Source organism: Streptomyces sp. Xyl84 (assembly GCF_059731885.1).
In genome coordinates this window covers 132,558-155,821 of the sequence record NZ_AP029182.1, presented here as the reverse complement: position 1 = coordinate 155,821, position 23,264 = coordinate 132,558, and the positions used below count along the sequence as shown (strand labels likewise).

General features: G+C 71.9%; 11 protein-coding genes and 2 pseudogenes. 3 read left to right on the top strand and 10 right to left on the bottom strand.

The annotated features are described in order from the left end of the window. Nucleotides 1-2: 2 nt before the first annotated feature. Genes AC6I72_RS00675 through AC6I72_RS00660 form a run of 4 tightly spaced genes read right to left on the bottom strand, consistent with a single transcriptional unit; the run spans nt 3 to nt 11,459 of the window. Nucleotides 3-1,286 (bottom strand): MFS transporter, encoded by a 1,284-nt coding sequence (locus AC6I72_RS00675; protein WP_497998582.1) that lies wholly within the window; start codon nt 1,284-1,286, stop codon nt 3-5. Beyond that, nucleotides 1,283-2,029 carry a thioesterase II family protein gene (locus AC6I72_RS00670; RefSeq protein ID WP_497998581.1) on the bottom strand — a complete coding sequence of 249 codons (747 nt, stop codon included), beginning with the start codon at nt 2,027-2,029 and terminating at the stop codon, nt 1,283-1,285. Before AC6I72_RS00670 ends, AC6I72_RS00675 begins: the two co-directional genes overlap by 4 nt. Nucleotides 2,030-2,041: 12 nt before the next feature. Beyond that, nucleotides 2,042-3,055, bottom strand: a complete 1,014-nt coding sequence (gene gntD, locus AC6I72_RS00665) for a guanitoxin biosynthesis L-enduracididine beta-hydroxylase GntD (RefSeq protein WP_497998579.1) — start codon at nt 3,053-3,055, stop codon at nt 2,042-2,044. After that, the gene (locus AC6I72_RS00660) at nt 3,048-11,459 is read right to left on the bottom strand and encodes an amino acid adenylation domain-containing protein (RefSeq protein WP_497998578.1); all 8,412 of its coding nucleotides are present in this window, start codon (nt 11,457-11,459) and stop codon (nt 3,048-3,050) included. Before AC6I72_RS00660 ends, gntD begins: the two co-directional genes overlap by 8 nt. Nucleotides 11,460-11,770: 311 nt before the next feature. On the opposite strand from AC6I72_RS00660, the pseudogene AC6I72_RS00655 reads away from it, so the two are divergent. Beyond that, nucleotides 11,771-12,182 (top strand): annotated as a pseudogene (locus AC6I72_RS00655) (phosphoketolase family protein); the annotation flags it as partial. 116 nt (nt 12,183-12,298) lie between these two features. Here the strand turns inward: AC6I72_RS00655 and AC6I72_RS00650 are convergent. From AC6I72_RS00650 to AC6I72_RS00625, 6 genes and pseudogenes are all read right to left on the bottom strand, one after another. Beyond that, nucleotides 12,299-13,033: a CDP-diacylglycerol diphosphatase gene (locus tag AC6I72_RS00650; RefSeq protein ID WP_497998577.1), complete on the bottom strand. Its 735-nt coding sequence runs from the start codon at nt 13,031-13,033 to the stop codon at nt 12,299-12,301. A 397-nt stretch (nt 13,034-13,430) separates the two neighbouring features. After that, a complete protein-coding gene (locus AC6I72_RS00645) occupies nt 13,431-14,786 on the bottom strand; it encodes a flavin monoamine oxidase family protein (RefSeq protein ID WP_497998576.1) in 1,356 nt (451 codons plus the stop codon). A gap of 128 nt (nt 14,787-14,914) precedes the next feature. Beyond that, the gene (locus AC6I72_RS00640) at nt 14,915-17,878 is read right to left on the bottom strand and encodes an aminotransferase (RefSeq protein ID WP_497998575.1); all 2,964 of its coding nucleotides are present in this window, start codon (nt 17,876-17,878) and stop codon (nt 14,915-14,917) included. A gap of 52 nt (nt 17,879-17,930) precedes the next feature. Further along, nucleotides 17,931-18,371 carry an Lrp/AsnC family transcriptional regulator gene (locus AC6I72_RS00635; RefSeq protein ID WP_497998574.1) on the bottom strand — a complete coding sequence of 147 codons (441 nt, stop codon included), beginning with the start codon at nt 18,369-18,371 and terminating at the stop codon, nt 17,931-17,933. A 252-nt stretch (nt 18,372-18,623) separates the two neighbouring features. Further along, a pseudogene (locus tag AC6I72_RS00630) lies at nt 18,624-18,782 on the bottom strand (SDR family oxidoreductase); the annotation flags it as partial. A gap of 144 nt (nt 18,783-18,926) precedes the next feature. Beyond that, entirely contained in the window at nt 18,927-20,399 is a 1,473-nt protein-coding gene (locus tag AC6I72_RS00625) for an extracellular catalytic domain type 1 short-chain-length polyhydroxyalkanoate depolymerase (RefSeq protein ID WP_497998573.1), read from the bottom strand. A gap of 455 nt (nt 20,400-20,854) precedes the next feature. Here AC6I72_RS00625 and AC6I72_RS00620 point away from each other — a divergent pair, with 455 nt between their 5' ends. Next, on the top strand, nt 20,855-21,682 hold the full coding sequence (locus AC6I72_RS00620; RefSeq protein WP_497998572.1) for a 3-hydroxybutyrate dehydrogenase: 828 nt from the start codon (nt 20,855-20,857) through the stop codon (nt 21,680-21,682). A gap of 168 nt (nt 21,683-21,850) precedes the next feature. Beyond that, nucleotides 21,851-23,248 (top strand): MFS transporter, encoded by a 1,398-nt coding sequence (locus tag AC6I72_RS00615; protein WP_497998571.1) that lies wholly within the window; start codon nt 21,851-21,853, stop codon nt 23,246-23,248. Nucleotides 23,249-23,264: the final 16 nt, after the last annotated feature.

The window sequence follows — 23,264 nt, the reverse complement described above, 5'->3', positions numbered from 1 at the left end:
GTTCACTCCTCGGCTTCGACGGGTGCGGTGCGGTCGACGGATGCGGCGGCGGCCGGTTCGGCGTCGCCGGCTTCGAGGACCAGGGTCCGGCGGCGGACCACGGTCGTGACGGCGGTCGCGGCGGCCACGGCGAACGCGGCGGTGACGGTGAGGGCGGGGCCCTGGGAGTCGAGCAGCACACCGGCGGCGGCGCTGCCCGCGGCGAACCCTCCGTTGTTGGCCGTGGACACCCAGGTGTTGGCCTCGGTCGGAGCGGTCCTCGACGCCGTCACCAGGTCGTTGACCAGCAGGTAGGCGGTGGTGAACAGCGGAGCGAGACACAGTCCTACGAGGAAGGCGAACGCCCCGGCCGGCAGCGGGTTCCCGGTCAGGCACAGGGGCAGCACCGTCAGCGTGAACCCGGTGACGAGCACCGCGAACCGCTGCACCGGTGTGGAGCGCCAGCCGATCCGCCCGTAGGCGAGACCGCCGACCGCGCTGCCCGCGGACAGCAGGGCCAGCAGGACGCCGCCCGCGCCGGGCGAGCCCGCCCGGTCGGCGATGAACGGCAGCACGACCTGGAGCACCCCGACGACCAGGCCCACCCCGCCGAAGGACAGCACGATCGTGCGCATCCCGGGCAGGGCCATGGGCCGGCCGTGCGGCTGGTCCTCGCCGGGCCGGTCCGAGGTGGGGGCGGCCGCGGTCGCGGCGGACAGTACGAAGCAGACGGTTCCGGCCGCGATCAGCACCATGACCGTGATCATGGAAGCGAGGGGCGCGGCGACCGCGATCAGACCGCCCGCCAGCAGCGGACCCAGGGTGAACACCACTTCCTCGGTCACCGAGTCGAGGGCGTAGGCGGTGTGCAGGAGGGGCTGGCGGCCGTGCAGGATCTTGGCCCACAGGACGCGCATGGTCGGCCCGAGCGGCGGAGCGAAGACACCCGCGGCGGCGGCTGCGACGAGCAGGGCCGCGGTGGGTGCCCCGGCTTCGGCGAGCGTGATCAGCGTGGCGAGCCCCAGCAGATAGGGGACGGTCAGCCAGATCAGTCCGGTCCGTGAGCCCTTGCGGTCGATCAGGCGGGCGCGGGCGGGCGCGAACACGGTGAGGGTGGCCGACAGCGCGCCGGAGGTGAGTCCCGCGACGGCGAAGGACCCGGTCGCGTCGCGGACCGACAGCAGCAGGGACAGCGGCAGCACGGCGAAGGACATGCGGGCCAGGCAGCTGCCGAGGAGCGGCGAGCGGGCCTCGCGCACGGCCAGCACCGCGAGGTAGGTGGGCCGGGCGCCGGCTTGCGTGCTCATGCCGCCACCTCGGCGAGGTCCACGGCGAGGCGGGCGAGGACGGCCGCGCGCTCGGTCTCCACGAAGTAGTGGCCGCCGGGCAGGACGACGACCTCGCAGTCCCGCGTGGTGCAGGCGCGCCAGCCCAGGGTGGTCCGCCAGTCGGTCCCGTCGTCGTCCGCGGCGATGTAGACCTTCAGCGGCAGGTCGAGCGCGCAGGGGCGCGGGCGGTGGTAGCGGTCACCGGCCGCGATGTCGGCGACGAGGGTGGGCAGCACCGCTTCCCTGAGTTCCTCGTTCAGCAGCGCCTCGTCCCACGGTCGTTCCTCCCGGAGCGTGGCGGCCAGCTCGTCCTGCGTCGCGGGGCCCGAGGCGTCCGGCGGGACGTTCGGGGGACGGCAGCCGGCGGCGACGAGCAGGCTCGGGGCCCGGTCCAGGGCCGCGAGCCGCTCCGCCAGTTCGTACCCCAGCAGGGCGCCCATGCTGTGACCGAGGACGACCGTGGGCACGTCGCCGGCCGGCAGCGCCGCGCACAGCTGCTCGGCGGTCTCCTCCAGGGTGGCCAGGGGCGGTTCGGCGAACCGGTCGCCGCGGCCCGGCAGATGGGCGGTGAGCAGCTCCACTCCGGAGGGCAGTGCGGCGGGCCAGTCCTTGAAGACGGCGGCGGTGCCGCCCGCGTAGGGCAGCGCGCACAGCCGCACCCGGGGCGGGCCGTCGCAGCCGCCGCTGTACCAGCGGTTGATGCGGGTGAGCGGGAAGTCCATGGCGGCCGTCCCTCACACCAGCAGCGAGGTGGCCGACTGCCGGGCGGACCGGGAACGGCGCAGATCGCGGGTGATGTTGACGCGCTTGAGCCAGCGATCGCGGCCGTCGTAGGCGGCGGCGAACGGCTTGCGGCCGTGCACGGCCTGGTAGTTGTCGACGAGCAGCAGCGAGCCCGCGTCCAGGGTGACGTGCTGCAGTCCGTCCTCGATGAGCGCGGCGATGGTGTCGTACGCCCGCCGGGCGGCCGCGTCCCCGGGCGCCGGGCTCATGTAGGCCGGGTCGATCCGCAGATAGGGTGCGTCGGGGGCACCGAACAGGACGGCGACGCGCTCCGGGGCGTCGTCCATCTCGGCGATCGCCGCGAACCGTTCGGAGGACTGTGCGGCCGCCGCGTTCTGCTCGGGCGTGTGCGAGGTGTCGGGGCGGATCAGATAGCGCGGTTCGAGGAGCGTGGCCCGGTCCTCGGCGGTGAGCCGGGACAGGTCGGGCCAGCCCAGCGTGGTCGCGGCACCCTGGTGGTTGCGCAGGCACAGCAGGCCCACGTAGTCGCAGCGCAGGGGGTGGAAGGCGTCCTCGGTGTGCCACAGCAGTTCGGCCTTGCTGCTGGAGCCCATCTGCTCGGTCTCCTCGCCGGGGACGGGCAGTACGTCGTGGACGAGCCGGCCGTTCTGCTGGGTGGCCCAGCCGAACGCTTCGCCGAGCAGGGCCGCGTGCAGCAGGAGCAGCAGTTCCTCGTTCCGGGTCCGTTCGGGGTCCGGGACGGGGCGGGTCGCGGGGGTCGGTCCGATCCGGTCGTCGTCGATGCCGAAGCCGGTGACCACCAGGGCGCGCGGGCTGTCGTAGAGCCGCATCGCGGTCAGTTCGGTGCGGATGCGCAGCGGCAGCCGCTGTGCTGCGAGGCGGGTGCGGTGCAGCAGCTCGACGGTGGAGTCGACCGGTACCCCGGACAGGGTGCGCAACAGGTCCTCGACCTCCGCGTTCTCCTCCTCGGTGAGCGCGACGGTACGCAGCTGAGGGTCAGTCATCGTTCTCCTCGTCGAGGGCCGCCGCCAGCGCGGCGACGGTCTGTTGGCTCAGCAACTGCCGGACGGTCAGCCGGACGCCGGCCTGGCGGCACCGGGCGACGGCCCTGACGGCGAGGAGCGAGTCCCCGCCCAAGGTGAAGAAGTTGTCGTGCACGCCGATTGCGGGGAGGCCGAGCACCTGCGCCCACGCGTCGGCCAGGGTCTGTTCGAGGCCGGTACGGGGCGCGGTGGCGGCGTTGTCGCTCTGCGCGGCGGTTCGGCCTGTGGTGACCAGCCCGCCGAGTGCGCCGCGGTCGAGCTTTCCGGTGCCGGTGCGGGGCAGCGCGTCCACCTCGATGATCCGCGCGGGCAGCAGGTGGGCGGGCAGTCGTTCGGCGAGCCAGGAACGCAGTCCCTCGGCGGCCGTGCCCTCCTCGGTCGTACGCCGATGCCGGGTCGGCGTGTTCGTCAGCCGGGCCGACGGCTCCGGCGCGGGGTGGGGAACGAGCAGCGGACGGCCGTCGTGGACGCCCTTCTTCACCAGCAGGACGTCCATCGCGCCTCGCGGATCTGCGCCGGCCCAGCTGACGCTCACCCGGTAGGGGGTGGAGTCCGCCAGCGCCCACAGGTGCTCGGGGTCGACGGCCGTCGCGTCCGCGGGCGTCTGGAGCAGCTCGTTGTCGCGGGTCAGGCGGGCGTTGGGGACACCGCGCACGAGCAGGGCGTCCGGGCCCCCGCCGTCCAGGCGGGCGGACAGCGACGCGAGGTCGTGCACCTGGTCGCCCCAGGCGACCACCTCTGCCTCCGGGGCGGCCGGGCGGTCGCCCACGTGCAGCACCACGTCGTAGCGGTACAGGCTCATCTCGTTGTGGTGCCGTCCCCGGCGGGGCAGGACCTCGACGCCGGTGATGCGGGGCGAGCGGGCGGCGAGCCCGGTGAAGTACTCGGGCGAGATCAGCAACTCGCTGTCCCTGGCGGCGAGTTCACGCGCGGCACGGGCCAGGTCCTGCGCCGGGGTACCGGGGCCGGCGTGGGCGAGGGCCTGGCGGGCGTAGAACTGCGGGGCGAGGGCGAGGTTGCGTACGTCTCCGACGAAGACGCGCCCCTGGTCGGCCGTGGCGTCGACGGCCCGGTCCAGGACGGCGTCGAGATAGGCGCGGTCGGGAAAGTACTGGACGACCGAGTTGATGACGACGAGGTCGGTGGACGCGGCGCCGACACCGGTGAAGTCGGTGGCCTCGCGGTGGTGCAGCCGCGCCCGGTGCGCGGGGCGCCGGCGCAGTCCGTCCCGGAGCCACTCCACGGCGGGGCGTGAGAAGTCGGTGCCGGTGTACTCGGTGACGTGCGGCAGCAGCCGCCACATGAGCAGCCCGGTGCCGCAGCCGATCTCCAGGACGCGTCCGGCCGGCCGGTCCAGGAGGCGGGCGACAGTGGTGTCGACCCACTCCCGCATGTGCTCCACGGGGATCGGCTCACCGGTGAGGCTGTCGTTCCAGCCCTTGATGTTGAAGGTGAGTTCACCGTCGGTGGCGTCGGCGTGGGTCGTCTCGAAGACCGCGTTCCAGTCCTCGACGTGGGCACCCTGGTCGCCGTCGGCGGGACTGCCGTGCGGGGAGCCGAAGCCGGAGCCGGAGCCGAGCGCGACGAGGGCGACCAGCCGGGCGGTGCCGTCGTCGGCGGCCACGGTGACGGCGGCTTCCTTGACGGTGGGGTGGTGGGTGAGGACGGCTTCGATCTCGCCGGGTTCGATGCGGAAGCCGCGGAGTTTGATCTGATCGTCGGTGCGTCCGAGGTATTCGAGGGTGCCGTCGGGGCGTCGGCGGGCGCGGTCGCCGGTGCGGTAGAGGCGGCTGCCGGGGGTGTCGCTGTAGGGGTTGGCGATGAATCGCTGTGCGGTGAGTGCGGGGCGGTTGAGGTAGCCGCGGGCGAGTCCTGGGCCGCCGAGGTAGATCTCTCCGGCGACGCCGACGGGTGCGGGTCGCAGTCGTTCGTCGAGGACGTGGAGGCGGACTCCGGGCAGGGGGGTGCCGATGACGGGGATGTCGACGGGGCGGGACAGGTCGTGGCAGGTGGCGTCGACCGTCGCTTCGGTGGGGCCGTAGAGGTTGAAGGCGCGAGCGGCGGAGCCCTGGTGGCGCAGTGTCCGCCACAGGGCCGCGGACACGGCCTCGCCGCCGACCAGGAGCGTTTCCGGCACCCGGAAGCCCTCCAGCAGCCCGGCCTGGATCAGCATGTCCAGGTGGGACGGGGTGACGTTGAGGACGTCGATCGCGGCCCGCCGCACCAGAGCCACCAGCGCCTCGGGGTCGCGGCGCTCGTTCTCGGACGCGACGTGCAGGGTGTGTCCGGCGACCAGCCACAGGAACTGTTCCAGCGACGGGTCGAAGGTCATCGCGGTGGTGTGCGCGACATTGCGCCGGCGGCCGCCCTCCGCCATGCGCCGTACGTGGCCCAGCAGGTGGCGCAGAGAGCGATGCTGGACGGTGACGCCCTTGGGGGCGCCGGTGGATCCCGAGGTGTAGATGATGTACGCGGCCTGGTCGGGGTGGAGGCGCGGTGCGGCCGGCGGGCCGTCGGCGGGGGCCTGGCGCGGGTCGATGTGGACGCGGCCCGGGGCTGCGGGCAGGTCGCGGGTGATGACGACGGGGGCCCCGGTGTCCTCCAGGACATGGGCGGTGCGGTCGGCGGGCCACTCCGGGTCCAGGGGCACGTAGACGCCACCCGCCCGCATCACGGCCAGCAGGGCCACGACGCTGTCGGCGCAGCGCGGCAGGCACACCGCGACCGGTGTCTCGGCCACCACGCCGAGGCGCAGCAACTGCCCGGTCAGGGCGGTGACCTGGGTGTCCAGCTCGGCGAACGTGAGTGTCGTGTCCCCGTACGCCAGAGCGGGCGCGTCCGGTGTCGCCCGCACCTGGGCGGCGAAGGCGTCCGGAACCGTCCCCGTGTCCGTTTCAGGCGTGTGCTGCGGCCCTGCCCCGGCCGGCGGGCGCAGGTGTTCGGTGCCGTCGCTCAGCGGCAGGTCCCCGATGCGGAGGCCGGGGTCGTTCGCCGCCGCGTCGAGCAGTGTCAGGTAGTGGCCGGCCAGCACCTCCATGCGGGGCCGGTCGAACAGATCGGGGCAGTACGTGAGCAGGCACCGCTTCCCGTCCCGGCCCGAGACGATGTCGAGGGACAGGTCGAACCGGCTGGTCACGCCGCTGAAGCCGAGCGAGGTGCAGTCCGTGCCGTGCAGGACGAGCTTCTCGTCGGGAGCGTCGAGGAGCTGGAAGGTGACCTGTACGAGAGGGGTGTGGCTGAGGTCGCGCTCGGGTGCGAGCGCCTCGACCAGCGCCTCGAAGGGGAGGTCCTGATGGGCGAAGGCGCCCAGCGCGGCCTCGCGGACCCGGTCGAGCAGCTCGCGGAACGACACCTGCGGCGGACAGCCGACCCGTACCGGAAGGGTGTTGACGAAGAAGCCGACCAGGGGTTCGGTCTCGGCGCGGGTGCGGTTCGCCGCCGGCACGCCCACGACGACGTCGTCCTGGCCGCTGTACCGTGCGAGCAGCACCTGGAAGGCGCCGAGCAGTGTCATGAAGAGAGTGACGCCCTGCTCCCGGCCGAGCCCTTCCAGCCGCGCGACCAGCGCCGCGGGCAGCGAGAACTCGACAGTCTCGCCCCGGTGGGACTGGACGGCGGGACGCGGGTGGTCGGCGGGCAGCCGCAGCACCGACGGCGCGCCGTCCAACGCACCTTTCCAGTAGGAGAGTTGCTTCTCCTGCACGGGGCCGGTCATCCAGGCCCGCTGCCAGAGGGCGAAGTCGGCGTACTGGATGTCCAGCCGGGCGAGCGCGGCGGGGGCGCCGGTGACGTGTTCCCGGTACAGCCGGCCCAGTTCGTCCACCAGGACCTCGACCGACCAGCCGTCGGACACGATGTGGTGCATGGTGATCACCAGCACATGCTCGTCGTCCGCCAGCCGGGCCACCGCCACGCGCAGCAGCGCGCCGTCCTCCAGCCGGAACGGGGTGCGCGCCTGCGCCGCCACCAGGTCCCGCACACCCTCCTCGGTCCGCTCGGCCGGCTCGATCCGCATCACCTGTGCCGCACGCCGCGCGACCGGCGCGTCACAGGCCGAGACGACCTGGTAGGGTACGCCGTCCCGTTCGACGAACGCCGTCCGCAGCGTCTCGTGCCGTTCGACGAGCATCCGCAGCGCCCGCTGCAGCGCGTCCAGGTCGAGGGGGCCGCGGACCCGGTAGGCGTCGCACATGTTGTAGAAGACGCTGTCGGGCATCAACTGGTCCAGGTACCAGAGGCGTTGCTGCGCGAACGACAGCGGCAGCGGCCCGCTCCGGTCCTCCACCGGCTCAAGGGCCGGAGCCCCGTCGCCGAGGCCCCTGGCCTGTTCGGCGCGGACGCGGGAAGCCAGCTGTCCGATGGTCGGGGCGTCGAACAGCTCCCGCAGCGGTACCTCGACGCCCAGCAGCCTGCGGATCCGGGCCGCCACCTGGATCACCAGCAACGAGTGGCCGCCCAAGTCGAAGAAGTCGTCGTGCACACCTACCCGGTCGACGCCGAGCACGGCGCACCAGACCTGCGCCACGACCTCCTCCACCACGTCACGCGGCGCCACGAACCCGACGTCCAGCTCGGGCCTGCCCACCTCGGGCACCGGCAGGCGCCTGCGGTCCAGCTTTCCGTTCGGCGTCAGCGGCAGCGCGTCCAGAACCACCACCGCCGACGGCACCATGTACGAGGGCAGCCGCCCCCGCGCGAACCGGCGGATGTCGGCGGGGCGGGCCCCGCCGGCGTCCGCCGGCGTGACGTAGGCGATCAGCCGCGCGTGCTCGTCGTCGATGACGGCGGCTTCCTTGACGGTGGGGTGGTGGGTGAGGACGGCTTCGATCTCGCCGGGTTCGATGCGGAAGCCGCGGAGTTTGATCTGGTCGTCGGTGCGTCCGAGGTATTCGAGGGTGCCGTCGGGGCGTCGGCGGGCGCGGTCGCCGGTGCGGTAGAGGCGGCTGCCGGGGGTGTCGCTGTAGGGGTCGGCGATGAATCGCTGTGCGGTGAGTGCGGGGCGGTTGAGGTAGCCGCGGGCGAGTCCTGGGCCGCCGAGGTAGATCTCTCCGGCGACGCCGACGGGTGCGGGTCGCAGTCGTTCGTCGAGGACGTGGAGGCGGACTCCGGGCAGGGGGGTGCCGATGACGGGGATGTCGACGGGGCGGGACAGGTCGTGGCAGGTGGCGTCGACCGTCGCTTCGGTGGGGCCGTAGAGGTTGAAACAGCGAGTACGCCGCTGGCCGCGCAGCGCCTGCCACAGCGACGGCGAGACCGCCTCACCGCCCACCATGACCATGGACGGCGCCCATGATCCCTCCAGAAGCCCACTGTCCAGCAGGAGTTCGAGCTGCGACGACGTCGTGTCGATGACGTCGATCCGGTGCTCCTGGACGAACCGGACCAGGGCCGAGGGGTCGCGGCGCACGTCCTCGGGGACGATGAACAGCTCGTGTCCGGCCAGCATCCAGCTCAGCTGCTCCATGGACGCGTCGAACGTGAAGGGCGCGGTGAGGGTCACGCGCTGCTTCCCGCCCTCGCGCGGCACGCCGTCGGCGCCGGCGGGATACGGGTCGTGGCCGAGGAAGGTGGTCTGCAGGGTGCTGACGAGGTGGTCCAGGGAGCGGTGCTGGACGGCGACACCCTTCGGCGCGCCCGTCGAGCCGGAGGTGTAGATGATGTAGGCGGCCTGGTCGGCGCGGACATGCGGCGCGGGCACCGGACCGTCGGCCACGGGCTGCCGCGGGTCGATGTGGACGCGGCCCGGGGCTGCGGGCAGGTCACGGGTGATGATGACGGGGGCCCCGGTGTCCTCCAGGACGTAGGCGGTTCGGTCGGCGGGCCACTCCGGGTCCAGGGGCACGTAGACGCCACCCGCCCGCATCACGGCCAGCAGGGCCACGATGCTGTCGGCGGAGCGCGGCAGGCACACCGCGACCGGCGTCTCGGCGGTGATCCCGAGGCCGGCCAACGTCCGTGCCAGCGATGCCACCCGAGCGTCCAGCTCGGCGAACGTGAGTGTCGCGTCCCCGTACGCCAGAGCGGGCGCGTCCGGCGTCGCCCGCACCACGTCCGCGAACCGCTCCGGGACGCTGCCCGGCCCGCCGAGCACCTCCTCCGCTCGCCCGGACCGGCCGAGGAGCATGTGCCGTTCGGCCTCGCCGGACAGCGGCAGCTCGCCGATCGGGTGGCCCGGGTCCGCGGCAGCGGCCCCGAGCAGCGTCAGATAGTGGCCGGCCAGCACGTCCATACGGGGACGGTCGAACAGATCGGGGCAGTAGTTCAGGATCCCCCGGTAAGATCCGTCGTCGGTCCGCTTGATGTCCAAGGACAGGTCGAACTGCGAGACGGACTCGCGGACCGGGTACCGCTCCACCTCCGCCCCGGGCAGCCCCGGCCGCGCCGCCGGCGTGCTCAGCAGCTGGAAGGTGACCTGGACGAGGGGGTTGTAGCTGAGGTCGCGCTCGGGTGCGAGCGTCTCGACCAGGGCCTCGAAGGGCAGGTCCTGATGGGCGAAGGCACCCAGTGCGGCCTCACGCACCTGCTCCAGGAGTTCCCGGAAGGACAGACCGGGGGCACAGGTCACGCGCAGGGGGAGTGTGTTGACGAAGAAACCGATCAGGGGTTCCGTCTCGGTGCGGGTGCGCCCCGCCGCCGGCACACCGACCACGACGTCCTCGTGCCCGGCATGTCGCGCCAGCAGGACCTGGAAGGCGCCGAGCAGCGTCATGAACAGGGTGACGCCCTGCTCCCGGCTCAGCTCCTCCAGAGCGGTGACCAGCGCATCGGGCAGTGCGAACTCGACCGTCTCGCCCCGCTCGGACTGGACGGCGGGACGCGGATGATCCAAGGGCAGCCGCAGCACCGAGGGCGCGCCGTCCAAAGCCCGCTTCCAGTAAGCGAGCTGCTTCTCCTGCACCGCGCCGCTCATCCAGTCCCGCTGCCACACGGCGAAGTCCGCGTACTGGACGTCGAGTGGAGGAAGTGCGGCGGGCGCGCCCGTGACGCACTCGCGGTACAGCCGGCCGAGTTCCTCGACGAGCACCCCCACGGACCATGCGTCGGAGACGATGTGGTGCATGGTGACCACCAGCAGATGCTCGTCGTCCGCCAGCCGGGCCACCACCGCACGCAGCAGCGCGCCGTCCTCCAGCCGGAACGGGGTCTGCGCCTCCGCCGCCACCAGCCTGCGCGCCGGCTCCTCCCGCCCGGCGGGCGGCAGCGATGTCAGATCGACCCGCGTCAGGGCAGCCGCACGCCGCGCGCCCGGGCCGTCCGCGGCATCGATGACCTGGTACGGCACACCGTCCCGCTCGACGAACGCCGTCCGCAGCGTCTCATGCCGTGCGACCAGCATCCGCAGCGCCCGCTGCAACCCGTCCAGGTCGAGCCGTCCCCGTACGCGGAAGGCGTCGCACATCGTGTAGAAGGCGCTGTCGGGCATCAACCGGCTCAGGAACCACAGGCGTTGCTGCGCGAACGACAGCGGCAGCGGCCCACTGCGGTCCACCGGCCCGAACGCCGGCTCCCCGCGGCCGTCCTGACCCCCGGCCTGTTCGGCCCGCACCAGGGCCGCCAGCTCCTCTACCGTCGGCGCGTCGAACAGGGCCCGCAGCGGCAGCTCGACACCGAGCACCTTCCGCAGGCGCGCCACCACCTGGACCGCCAGCAGCGACTTGCCGCCCAGGTCGAAGAAGCGGTCCCGCACACCGACCCGGTCCACGCCCAGCACGGCGCACCAGACCTGCGCCACGACCTCCTCCACCGTATCGCGTGGCGCCTCATGGCTGACCGGCCGGTGTGCGACCTCGTCCGTGTCCGTGTCCAGCACAAGGCGATTGCCGGACAGGAGCGGCACGATCAGGTGGAGAAGCTCCGCCCCGGCCGGAACCCCGGCGCCCGGATCGTCGATATAGCGCGCCAAATCGGCATAGGAGACCGCCGAATTAGCGGTGCTTCCATCAGGGGGTTCCGCATAAAGCATGCAGGCGCTTCCCGGCACGGTCCGTGCGGTGCGGCGCGACGGGGCAACGGAGGATGTCTGCGGCTCGTCGTCCAGGAAACAGACGGTTGCGTCGCCGATGAATTCAGGAGCGGCGGCACGGGTGGTGACGAGGACATCGGGAGCCGCGCCGGCGAGGATCTCGCGCAGTCTCCCGGCCGGGGAGCGGGGGTCGGCGGGAAGGCACACGGCATCCAGTTTCAGCACCGCACACAGGGTGGCGACGAGGTCGGGATCGCGCGGCAGGACCACCGCCACCAGCGTCGAGGGGCCGGCCCCGGCGGCCGCCAGGCGCGCGGCGATCGCCTCGGCCCGCCGGTTCAGCTCCGCATAGCGGATCACGGTCCCCTGATACAGGACCGCGCTCCGCTCCGGTGCGATCATGGAATGCCGTTCGAAGGCGGCTGCGGCTGCGCTTTGCCCTGCGAATTCGGTGCCTTCATTCGTCACGATGATCCCCCGCACCGCCGGAAACCGGAAAAATCACAATAGGAATTCAAGGTGTCTGAGGCAATTCCCGTCCATGATCCCTACGGGTGCAATGCGAAAGAAGGCGCTTTCCGGTCAATGTGCGGCCTTGGGATATGCTGATATGTCTTCCTGTTCTCCTGGGTCCGCCCGTGGCCGAGCGGGCCGGAGGGGCCCGCCGAACGGCTGGATTTCATCCCTGGCGGGGCAGGGGCGTCCGGTCGGGCCGGATCATGCACGGCGTGGACATCGCCCGGCTGCTGTCCCGGGAGGAACACCCGCACGGCATGACCGACTTCGGGTACGACGGGCTGTTCATCGCGCACAGGCCGGTGATCCTCGGCTGTCACGGCTACCCCTGGCTGATCCACCGCCCGGCCTGCCACCGCAGTGGCCACCGGCACCTGCACGTGCGCGGCTGCAGGGAGAACGGCACCCCGACCACCCCGTTCGACATGGTGGCCGGCGGCGACCTGGACCGCTGCCGCCTCGTCTGGCCGTCATCGAACGAGTCTCCGTTCGCGCCGTGCGCGCCGCAGCCGTACGCCGGCGCACGGAGGGCGTACGGCTGCGCCACCACCCCTGGATCCGCGAGCACGGCGTCGACCTGCGCCGGAGGTCACGGAGTGGACCGGGGACACCTGGCCCGACCTGGCGGGGCACCTCGCGGCAGGGCGGCGGCCACCGGCGCTGAGCACGCTGCGGATGCGAGCGGCACGATCTGCTGTCGCGGACGCCCCGGATGGGACGGCTTCCTACTTGCAGACGAGGATGCTGTCGCAGTAGCCGATCCCCTTGGGGGCGGGGGCGGTGTGCGGGAGGTCTTTCCGGCTGTTCAGAATGTAATACCCGTCGGCCGGCCCGGATCCCGCACCGATGACGGTCATCGTCTGTTCGCCCATCTCTTCGTGCGTGGGGGTGACGACGGAGTCGTACAGTGCGATGAAGAGGTTGTACAGCTGGAAGCTGTCGACGTGGACCACGCGGTAACTCCGCGGATCCGGCTGCGGTGGATTCTTCTCCTCGTCGGAGCCGGTCACCGTGGTCAACCGGTTGGGCCAGCTCTTCAGATCACCGGCGACCGTGCCCGCTTGACGGGCTTTGTCGAGCTCTGCTCTCACCCCTTGGCGTACGGCGGACATGTGGATGTGCAACTGGTCGTGGGAGCGGGACCCGGCCGCGTTGACGCCCAGTCCGACGGTCCCCCATCGCGGTTTCTTGAACCAGTAGTCGGCTCGCTCCACAGCTGTCTGCCAGTAGTTGTTCCTGGCGAGCGGGCCGGATATGAGGGCCGGGCACTCGATACCTCTGACGCGATCGGTGGGAACGAGGAGGTATCCCTTTTTCCCTTTGGACACGAGCCAGAAGGTACCGGCCGGCCTCTCCTGGCACTCCCAGGCCATCTTCCACAGAGAGTCCGGGTCGCCGGGGTCTCCGCACAGGATGTCGGAGGGTGCGGTGAGGGTGTTCTTCCCGTGCTCGCCGGTCATGGCAGCACCTTTCAGCGTGATCGGCCGGGCAGCGGCGCGGGACCGGCCGGGAGTGTCCCTGGACCGGTTGTGCCAAAGGGGTCGAAGCGTCCGCTGCGGCCCGGTCGGAGGGACTTCGCGGTTGTCGGCGCTGCCGGGCCACTGCGGCCGGGCGCCGGCGCAGACGGCATCGTGCTGCCGCGGTGGGAGCCTGGCTCACTCCCTCAAGGGCGTGACTTCGAGCCGTACCACCACCGTGTCACCAACCTCGAGGCGGCGCATCCGCTGTTGAACGACCGTCCGCAGGCCGGGGCGGGCGAGGATGCCGCTGATCCGCCTCGATCCGCGACCGGGCCGCCGTCTGCCGTTCGCCGGGCGTGAGGGGACAGCCCGCTGCGAGTGCGGCGCTCGGTCAGCCTCACCGCCGGCCCCGGCCGTGTCGCCTCGCAGGGCTCACGTCCCGTGTGAGTCCGGCCAGGGAGATCGGCGAACCGAGGACCCGCTCGGCCGCCCGGTGCCCCGAGAGGAGCGCGCCGTGGACGGTGGCCGGCTCGCGCCCGCAGGTCGCCTCTCCCGCGAAGTGGAGAACGCCGTCGACGGGCCCTGCCATCGCATCGTGATCGTCGTGCGAGGAACCGACGGCGACGTAGGAGTACGAGCCGAGGGCGAAGGGGTCGGTGCCCCAGCGCGTGACCCAGTGCGCCACGGGCCCGGGGACGGAGGCACCGTAGATCTCGCGCAGGGCGCCGAGCACCGATGAGACCACTTCCTCGTCGGTCTTCTGCTCGATCTCCCGTCCCCAAACACCGCCGGCGAAGGTCAGCAGCATCGGCCGGCCGCTCACCACGGAGACGTCGTACCAGGAGTGCCAGGGGACGCCGGCGCGGCCGTGCTGCCGGATCGCGTAGACGTCGTCCTGCCAGAACCGGTCCGGAAACTGGAGGAAGACCTTGTTGAACACGCCCATTCCGAGTCGGGCGATCGGTCCGGCGACGGCGTCGGGCAGAGCGGGCGTGAACTCGATCGCCCCTGCTTTGAGGACGCCCAGCGGCACCGTGACGATCACGTGGGCGGCGTCGAAGGACTCGTCCTCCGTGTCGACTCGCACTCCTGCGGCAGACCTGGTGACGGCGGTCACGGCCCTTCCCGGACGTACGTCGAGGCCCTCCGCGAGCGTCAGGGGGAGCACGTCGTAGCCACCCGGGAAGATCACTTCGTCCCCCTCCACGGCGTCCTCGTCGAGGCCGTGGGCGGCGACCTGTTCGATCTCTGCGCCGCACTGCTCCTCGGTGCGGTGCCGGTAGAACGCCCGGACCCGCTCGGCCCGTTCGGGTTCCCATCCCGTCGAGGCAAGGGCGCGCTCGGCCACAGCGGCGTAGCTCTCGTGGGGACCGGACGCCGCGACGGCCGACCGGAGCAGGCCGTCTGCGGTGTCGACGTCGTCGGTCCACCGACGTGTCGCGACGTCGTCCAGCAGACGCCGCGCTTCGTCGTGGTCGGCGATGGGCCGCCCGCCGGCCTGGAAGCTCCCCACCGTGAACTCGCGTTTCTCCATCCCGAGCGCGGTGACAAGCGGTGTGAGCGGGTTGCCGGTGAGGCCATGGATCCAGGAGGCGCCGCGGTCGACGGAGAACCCCGCCGTGCGGTCGGTCCGGATCCGGCCACCGACGCGGTCCCGCGCCTCCAGCACGACCACACGCTGTCCTGCGGCGTGCAGCAGCCGCGCTGCGGTGATGCCGGCGATTCCCGCGCCGACGACGACGGTGTCCGTCATCTTCTCTTCTCCAGGATCTTGAGATCGGCGGTGTGCGAGGTCGAGGGCGGTGCGCCCGGCGGGCCGCCGGCCGGCGGATGGAGCGTCACTCGGCGCCGGACCGCGAAGCGCCGACGCCGGGTCCGGACTCACCAGGTGCGGCCGTGACCGAGTTGGGTGAGGGCCAGGTCGAGCATGTCGGCGAAGAAGTCCGCGGCACGGGTGTCGATGCACAGCGGCGGCTTGATCTTCAGGATGTTGAGGTGGTCGCCGGTGGGCTGGACGATGACGCCGAGGTCGAGCATGCGGTCGCAGAGCTCGGCGGTCTCATCGGTGGCGGGTTCCAGCGTGGTGCGGTCCCGGACGAGTTCGAGGCCGAGATAGAGACCGGAGCCGTGGACGGCGCCGACGATGCCGTAGCGGTCGGCCAGTGCCTCCAGCCGACGTCTCAGGTGACCGCCTACGCGCACCGCGTTGCCCTGGAGGTCCTCGTCGCGCAGGGTGTCCAGGACGGTGAGGCCGACGATGCTGGAGACCGGGCTGCCGCCGGTGGAGGAGAAGAAGTAGCCCTGCTCGCGGTAGCGGTCGGCGACCGCCCTGGAAGTGATGACGGCACCGAGGGGGTGGCCGTTGCCCATGGCCTTGGCGACGCAGACGATGTCGGGGACGACCCGCTGCTGCTCGAAGCCCCAGAACCAGTGCCCGAGCCGGCCGTAGCCGACCTGGACCTCGTCGGCGACGGTCAGGCCCCCGTGCCGGCGGACGGCCGCGTAGACCTGGGCGAGATAGCCGTCGGGCAGGGCGACTCCGCCGGCGTTGCCGTAGAAGGTCTCGCCGATGAACGCCCCGGCCGGGTGGCCGGAAGCGGCCAGTGCGTCGATCACCGCGACCGCCTCGGGTGCGTAGCGTGACGCGTGCGCTCCACGGTGCCGGCCGCGGTAGGAGTTGGGCGAGTCCACGGTGTGCACCCAGTTCGGCCGGGTGGCCAGGGCGTTCGGGTTGTCCTGCAGCGAAGTGGACACCGCGTCGGAGGCGTACGTCCAGCCGTGGTACGCCTCTCTCAGTGCCACGACGTCGTGCCGTCCGGAGGCCCCCATCGCCAGCCGGAGGCCGAGATCCACCGCCTCGGAACCGGAGTTGACCAGGAACACGGTGCCCAGGGGTTCGGGGAGGAGGGCGGCCAGGCGCTCCGTGAACTCCACCACCGACGCGTAGTGGAAACGGGAGTTGGTGTTGAGCCGCCGCAGCTGCCGGGAAGCTGCCTGCTCGACGCGGGGGTGGGCGTGGCCCAGCGGAGTGACGTTGTTGACGATGTCGAGGTACGAGCGGCCGTCGGTGGAGAGAAGGTGATGACGCCAGCCTCGCTCGATACGGGGAGGGTCGGCGTAGTAATGCTCCTGCACGGTCGCGAACGCCGCCTGACGCCGGTCGAGGAGGTCACGGTGCCCCGTGTGGCTGGTGGCGGGCAGCCCGAGGAGCGGGGCAGGGTCGGCGGTGAGCGCGAGCCAGCCTGCGGCGTACTCGGGACGGACCAGGGGAGGGACGGCAGGGCCGGCGGACTCGCGCAGTGCGACGCGCACCGGCGCTCCGGCGGGGAGGTGCGCGATGTCCTCACCTGCCCGGACGGACGAGCCGGCCGGGACCAGCGGCCGGACCGTGCGCGGGAAGGACAAGGACAGCACCCGTGAGCCGCAGGTCATCTCGACCTGTCCTGGTGAGGCGACGAGGACCTCCCCCGCGGCGGGAGCCTGTACGTGGCAGGCCCGGCCGAACCACAGGTCGACACCGGTGGGCACCGTGGCTGCGGAAACGGCCGACAGCGCCGGGGCCCTGGTGAGCCGGGCCTGGGCGTACCGGGTGGCGACCGCAGCCGCTCCGCCCGCGAGCGCGGTGGCCGCCAGCCGGGCCTCGGTGCCGCAGTCCGTCCAGGCTCCGCAGTCCATGGAATCGGCGTCGGTGGACAGGTCGACGAGGGCGATGTCCTCGGCGGCCAGGTCCCGTACGAGAGGGTGCGCAGGTGCAACGGCCCGGGCGGGTACGCCGGTCAGGCCCGACGCGTCCTTGACGAGGCGGATCATCACCGCAAGGGGCACACACGTGGCCTGCTCGAACATCCGCCACTCGCGGCCGAGCGCCGCCTTGGCATAGGCGTTGTCCTCGTCGACAGCGGCCTGGTGGCGCCCGCTGACGACCAGGCCGGCGGCGCGCAGTACCACGAGCGGCCACAACGCCTCCGCCTCCACCGGGGAGAGCGGCCGGACGGCATGGAAGGCACGGACGGCCGGCAGCACGTGATGGGGCTCGATCCCGTCGTGATGGAGCATCGAGGAGACCGACACGGCGAGTTCGGCGACCGCCCAGCTCTCGGTCACGTCTCCGAAGTCGATGACACCGTCCGGCATGGGCGGATGCCCCTCGGGCGCACGGACCAGATTGTCGTCGGTGAGGTCCAGGTGCACGGCCTGCGTCGGCAGCGCATCGGCCACCTCCTGGACGTGTGCCCAGGCATCGGCGGTCGCGGCACGGACCGCGGCGCGCCGCTCGGGCTCGCCGATGTGCCCGGCGAGACGGTCGACGACGCGATCGGCGTACCGCGGATCCCACTGGAGAACACGGTCGAGGCCAGGGTGGCGGAAGTCCCGCAGCGCGGTGCTGACCTTCCCGGCGACCGCGCCCATGGCCGCCACTGTGCCGGGGGACAGGTGCCGGGGCCCCGAGAGGGTCCCGCCGGGCAGGTACCGCAGCAGCCTCGCGACGGCCGGCCCGCCCTCGGTGTCCACCACGGCACGACGCGGGGAACCGTCAGGACGCCGCAGTACGGTGGCGACACGCAGTTCCGGGTGTACGCAGGAGACCAGGTCCGCCGCGGCGTCCTGGGCCTCGATCTCCGCAGTGCCGAAGGCAGGGTTGGCGATCTTCAGGATCGCCGCCGTCGCCCCGGCCTCGTCACGGAGCAGGAAGTTGGCGTCCTGCTGGCTGCCCAGCGCTTCGGCTCGTGCGTCGATCCCGAGGCACTGAGCAGCGATGTGCTCGGCCTCGGCCCGGGTCGTCCGCGGTGCGGGAAGAGCGCCCTCGGCGAAGAAGTCGATGGTGCGGTGCTCGTCGTGCGGCATGCGCGTTCCTCGGCTGGTGTGATGGGCGGGCGGGCCGGGCGGTTCGGTGCCTTCAGGCCACGTGCCACAGGAAGCGGTGCGTGTGGATCGCGAAGTAAGGGAAGTTCTCCACGGATGCGACGCCCTCGACGGGCCGCACGACATCGTTGATGAAGTCGAGAAGGTCACGGGGCTGACGGCACACGACCTCCGCGAAGAGTTCGAAGCTGCCGGAGGTCAGGACCGTGTACACGACTTCGTCGTGCCGGGACAGCTCATCGGCGACCGCGCGGGGATCGCCGTCCACGCGCAGGCCGAGGAGTGCCATCGCCTGCTGCCCCATGGTCATCGGATCGGTCACGCCGACGACCTGCACCGCCTTGCTGTCGATCAACCGCTGCAGCCGGAGCCTCGCCGCCGAGGGCGACAGCCCCACCTTCGGCCCCAGCTCGGCATAGGGAATCCGGCCGTCGACCTGCAGCTCCCGCAGGATGGCCCGGTCGATGTCGTCCATGGTCAACCTCTCACCCCTGCCCGAACGGCAGGATCGTGCTCGTTTCAAGCATGATCCTGGGTACCAGCGCTCGAATCAAGTGTCTGCACACTCGAATCGCGCGTAGCGGAGTTCCGGGGCCGGCGAGAGTGCCCGACGGTGCTGCGGAGATCCAGTCATCGCGGTGGTCCGGGCCGGCACCCGGCCCCGGCCCGGGCGGGGCGGCACGGCGGGCGCCCGGGAGCCGGTCGTGGTTCCGCGGCGGACCGGCCGTCATCCCTGGGCGGACCTTCTCAGCGGGCCGTTCCAGCCTCCGTCGACGACGATGTCCGTGCCGGTCATGGCGGCTGCCTGGGGACCGCACAGGAGGGCCACCGCCCCGGCCACCTCTTCGGGGTCGACGAGACGCTTGAGAGCCGCGGACTCCAGAAGGCAGCTGACCGGTATGAGGGGGCCGCCCGGCCGGCGGGCGGCCACGGTGCCGTGCTGCGGTCAGTGGGCCGGCGGATCTGCCGGTGGCCACCAGCGAGGGTCTGTCGGACGGCTCGCGTGAGCGACCGGCCGTCCGTCTTTCGTTCAGCAGCCGGAGTCGGCGATGACGAAGTATCCGGGGCCGGTCTCCTTCAACGTGTGGGTGACGGCCAGGGTGTACAGGCCCATGTTCTGGTTGGAGCCGTTGGCGTACGCGTAGCCGAGGCTCTGGTGGGCGCGGCCGGCCTTGGCCTGGTGGTAGTTGTCGTCGGTGTAGCACGCGGGCGCGGGGGCGGAGCCGCTGGTCGTCGCGGTGACCGGCGCGGAGGCGGTGCCCACGGCCCCGGCGGAGTCGACGGCGGCCACGGTGTAGCTGTAGGACGTGCCCGCGGACAGCCCGGTGTCGGTGTAGGAGGTCGCGGTCGGCGAGGCGACCTTGGTGCCGTTGCGGTAGACGTTGTAGGAGGCGGCGCCGCTCACGGCGTTCCAGGACAGTGAGGTGCCGGTGTCGGTGGTCGAGGTGACCGAGACTCCGGAAGGAGCCGGCAGCGAGCCTTCGCCGCCCGAGCCGTCGGAGCTGTCCAGACCCCAGAACTTCGCGGTGTGGTAGCTGGAGCAGATGGTGTCGAGGTAGTAGGTGCCGGTGCTGCCGCACTGGTCCGCGCCGGAACCGGGGTCGACGGCGAGGCCGTGGGCCATGCCGGAGACCGTGAAGAGGGCGACGGCGGGCTTGCCCGTGGCGTCGTTGTAGGTGGTCTCGGTGGTGTTGCCGGGCAGGCTCCGGGTGGCGGACGGTGTCTGGCTGATGCCCCGGACGTCGGTCCACTGGTCGCGCAGTTCGGTGCCGTTGACGGGGGCGACGGTGGTGTCGGAGGAGCCCTGCCAGATCGCGACGCGCGGCCACGGTCCGGTGTAGCCGGGGTAGGAGTTGCGGACCTTGTCGCCCCACTGTTTCGCGGTGAGGTTCTGGTTGCTGTACTGGCAGCCGGACGCTGCGGTCTGGGTGGTGGCGCACTGCGCGGGGAGTCCGGAGTCGACGGCGCCGCCGGCGAACACGTCCGGGTAGTCGGCGAGCAGGTCGGCCGCCATGCCGCCGCCGGCGGAGAGACCGGTGACGAAGATCCGGCTGCGGTCGGAGCCGTACTGGGCCACGGCGGTGTCGACCATCTGCCTGACCGACGCCGCCTCGCCCTTGCCGCGGGTGTCCTTGGCCGAGTCGAACCAGCTGAAGCAGGACATGCTGTTGTTGGCCGGGCTGGTCTGCGGGTAGACCACGGCGAAGCCCCACTGGTCGGCGAACTTCTGCCAGCCGGAATGGGAGTGGTAGTCGCTCGCCGACTGGGTGCAGCCGTGCAGGGCGACGACCAGCGGCGCGTTGGCGGGCAGGCCGGCCGGGGCGTACTCGTACATCGCCAGGTTGCCCGGGTTGGAACCGAAGCTGGTGACCTGCTGGAGGGTGCCGGCGGCCGCGGCCGTGCCGGCGAGGGGCGCCATGAGGCTCATGCCGGCGACGCCGGCGGCGAGCGCGGCGGCCACAGCGGTGCGCCTGAGAACCCTGCGCACGGTGGGGAAAGGCATGGGGCAGCTCCAAAGAAGGGGAGTGGGGAGGGGTGGGGGCGGCACGCCGTCATGCCACGGCAGCGCACACGGACGACCGGGCTCGTCCCCTGCCTGTCAGGGCGCGATGCCGTGCCCCGGCAGGCTGACGTACCGGCTTGCTGACAGCGGACCGTACGACCGGCCGCCGACCCGCGACATGGCAGGGACAACCAGCAGCACCGCACCGGGAGTGGGGCGCCTGCACATGGCGTGCGCGAGCTGGTCGTGCCAGACGGAAGGCTCCGCGAACGCAGGGACGGCCCGCGTACCCCGGATCCGGGGGACGGCCCCCGTACCCCGGACCGGCCGGGCAGCCGTCGGCTCCGGCAGCGCAGACATCCCTGAGTCGTGGCGCTGATACCCACTTCGGGCCTCGCAAATATGTCTGCGTCCCACATGTCTCGACCAGGGGTTCCTCCTTACCGTGTTCCCCCATGGAAAGCACCAAGAGCTCCCTCGAGAGTTCGCCCCAGTGCGCCGAACCCCTCGCCGGTGCCGCGTCCGCCCCGGCCACCACCCGATTCCTCACCGGCCGCAAGGCCTTGGTCACGGGCGCCGCCAGTGGGATCGGCCGGGCCTGCGCCGAGGGTTTCGCGTCGGCCGGCGCCGAGGTCTACGTCGTGGACCGGGCCGCGGAAGCCGCCAAGGAGGTCGCGGAGGCGATCGGCGGCACGGCTGTGGTCGTCGACCTCTCCGTCCCCGATGCCGTCGACGCACTGCCGGACGATGCCGACATCGTGGTGAACAACGCGGGCCTGCAGCACGTGGCTCCCCTCCACGACTTCCCGCCGGAGCGCTTCACGCTGATACAGCGAGTGATGGTGGAGGCGCCGTTCCGCATCCTGCGACGCACCCTGCCGCACATGTACGCCCGCGGATGGGGACGGGTGGTCAACATCTCCTCGGTGCACGGCCTGCGGGCCAGCGCCTACAAGTCGGCGTACGTCACGGCGAAGCACGCCCTGGAGGGGCTGAGCAAGGTGGTGGCCCTGGAAGGCGCCCCGCACGGCGTGACCAGCAACTGCATCAACCCCGGCTACGTCCGCACCCCGCTGGTGGAGGACCAGATCGCCAACCAGGCGGCGGCCCACGGCATTTCGGCGGCGGACGTGATGGAGAAGGTCTTCCTCGAGCGCACCGCGATCAAGCGGCTGATCGAACCGGCCGAGGTCGCCGCGGCGGCCCTGTGGCTGTGCACCGAACGCAGCGGTTACGTCACGGGCGTCTCCCTTCCCCTGGACGGTGGCTGGACGGCCCACTGACGGCCCCGGCCCGAGCCGCCTGCGAGCCGCCGGCGGCGTCACCCGGCTCCGGCGGGCGGATCACCAGGACAGCGTCCGTCCGCCGGCCCCGGCGCCGCACCCCTTTCCCGGTCCGCTCCACCCGCCCTGGCCGGGTCCGCTCATCCCTCACTCCGAAACGGTGACATCATGCCCAGCGCTCACAACGTCGTGAACGAAACAGGCACCCCCCGGACACCGGGCGGCCTGACCAAGATCGTCGTGGCCAGCCTCATCGGCACCACCATCGAGTGGTACGACTACTTCCTCTACGGGTCCGCCGCCGCCCTGGTCTTCGGGCGCGTGTTCTTCCCCGACTCCGATCCGCTGACCGGGACCCTGCTCTCCTTCCTCACCTACGCCATCGGCTTCGCCGCCCGGCCGCTCGGCGCCGTGGTGTTCGGGCACTTCGGCGACCGCGTCGGCCGCAAGAAGCTCCTGGTGATCAGCCTGCTGATGATGGGCGGTTCCACCGCGCTGATCGGCTGCGTGCCCGGCTACGACACCATAGGCGTCGCCGCCCCGCTGCTGCTGACCACCCTGCGGCTGGTCCAGGGCTTCGCGCTCGGCGGCGAGTGGGGCGGCGCGGTGCTGCTGGTGTCCGAGCACGGCGACGCCCGGCGGCGCGGATTCTGGGCGTCCTGGCCGCAGGGCGGCGCCCCGGCAGGCAACCTGGTCGCCGTCGGCGTCCTGTCCCTGATGACCGGAACGCTCAGCGACGACGCCTTCGACTCCTGGGGCTGGCGCGTGCCGTTCCTGCTCTCCGCGGTGCTGGTCATGATCGGGCTGTGGATCCGGCTGTCCGTCGACGAGTCGCCCCTGTTCAAAGAGGCACTGGCCAAGGCCGAGCAGCGCAAGGCCCGGCAGAAGAAGGACCAGCTGCCCTTCGTCGCCGTGCTGCGCCACCACTGGCGCGACGTCCTGGTCGCGATGGGCGCCCGGATGGCCGAGAACATCTCCTACTACGTGATCACCGCCTTCGTCCTCACGTACTGCGTCGAGCACCTCCACCTCGGCAAGCAGACCGCCCTCAACGCGGTTCTGATCGGCTCCGCCGTGCAGTTCTGCCTGATCCCGCTGTTCGGCGCCCTCTCCGACAAGATCGGCCGCAAGCCGGTCTACCTGGTGGGCGCGGTCGGCGTCGGCGCATGGTCCTGGGCCTTCTTCGGTCTGCTGGACACCAGGTCCTTCCCCGCGCTCGTCCTGGCCGTCACCGTCGGCCTCGTCTTCCACAGCGCCATGTACGCACCGCAGGCGGCCTTCTTCTCCGAACTGTTCGCCACCCGGATGCGCTACACCGGCGCCTCCATCGGCGCCCAGCTCTCCTCGGTGGCCGCCGGCGCGCCCGCCCCGCTGATCGCCACAGCGCTGCTCGGCTCCTACGGCAGCTCCGTCCCGATCTCGGTCTACGTCGCCCTGTCCGCCGTGATCACCGTCGTCGCCGTCGCCGTCGCCCGGGAGACCCGGGGCAGCGACCTGGCCGCCGTCGAACCGGACGCGGACACCGCACGAGCCGCCGGAGACCGGCAGACCTCCCCTGCCGGCTGACAGCTGAGGGCAGGGT

Excerpts from the sequence above, each read along its gene's own strand:
- AC6I72_RS00675 (WP_497998582.1), bottom strand. The coding sequence starts at position 1,286 with ATGAGCACGCAAGCCGGCGCCCGGCCCACCTACCTCGCGGTGCTGGCC.
- AC6I72_RS00670 (WP_497998581.1), bottom strand. The coding sequence starts at position 2,029 with ATGGACTTCCCGCTCACCCGCATCAACCGCTGGTACAGCGGCGGCTGC.
- gntD (WP_497998579.1), bottom strand. The coding sequence starts at position 3,055 with ATGACTGACCCTCAGCTGCGTACCGTCGCGCTCACCGAGGAGGAGAAC.
- AC6I72_RS00660 (WP_497998578.1), bottom strand. The coding sequence starts at position 11,459 with ATGATCGCACCGGAGCGGAGCGCGGTCCTGTATCAGGGGACCGTGATC.
- AC6I72_RS00650 (WP_497998577.1), bottom strand. The coding sequence starts at position 13,033 with ATGACCGGCGAGCACGGGAAGAACACCCTCACCGCACCCTCCGACATC.
- AC6I72_RS00645 (WP_497998576.1), bottom strand. The coding sequence starts at position 14,786 with ATGACGGACACCGTCGTCGTCGGCGCGGGAATCGCCGGCATCACCGCA.
- AC6I72_RS00640 (WP_497998575.1), bottom strand. The coding sequence starts at position 17,878 with ATGCCGCACGACGAGCACCGCACCATCGACTTCTTCGCCGAGGGCGCT.
- AC6I72_RS00635 (WP_497998574.1), bottom strand. The coding sequence starts at position 18,371 with ATGGACGACATCGACCGGGCCATCCTGCGGGAGCTGCAGGTCGACGGC.
- AC6I72_RS00625 (WP_497998573.1), bottom strand. The coding sequence starts at position 20,399 with ATGCCTTTCCCCACCGTGCGCAGGGTTCTCAGGCGCACCGCTGTGGCC.
- AC6I72_RS00620 (WP_497998572.1), top strand. The coding sequence starts at position 20,855 with ATGGAAAGCACCAAGAGCTCCCTCGAGAGTTCGCCCCAGTGCGCCGAA.
- AC6I72_RS00615 (WP_497998571.1), top strand. The coding sequence starts at position 21,851 with ATGCCCAGCGCTCACAACGTCGTGAACGAAACAGGCACCCCCCGGACA.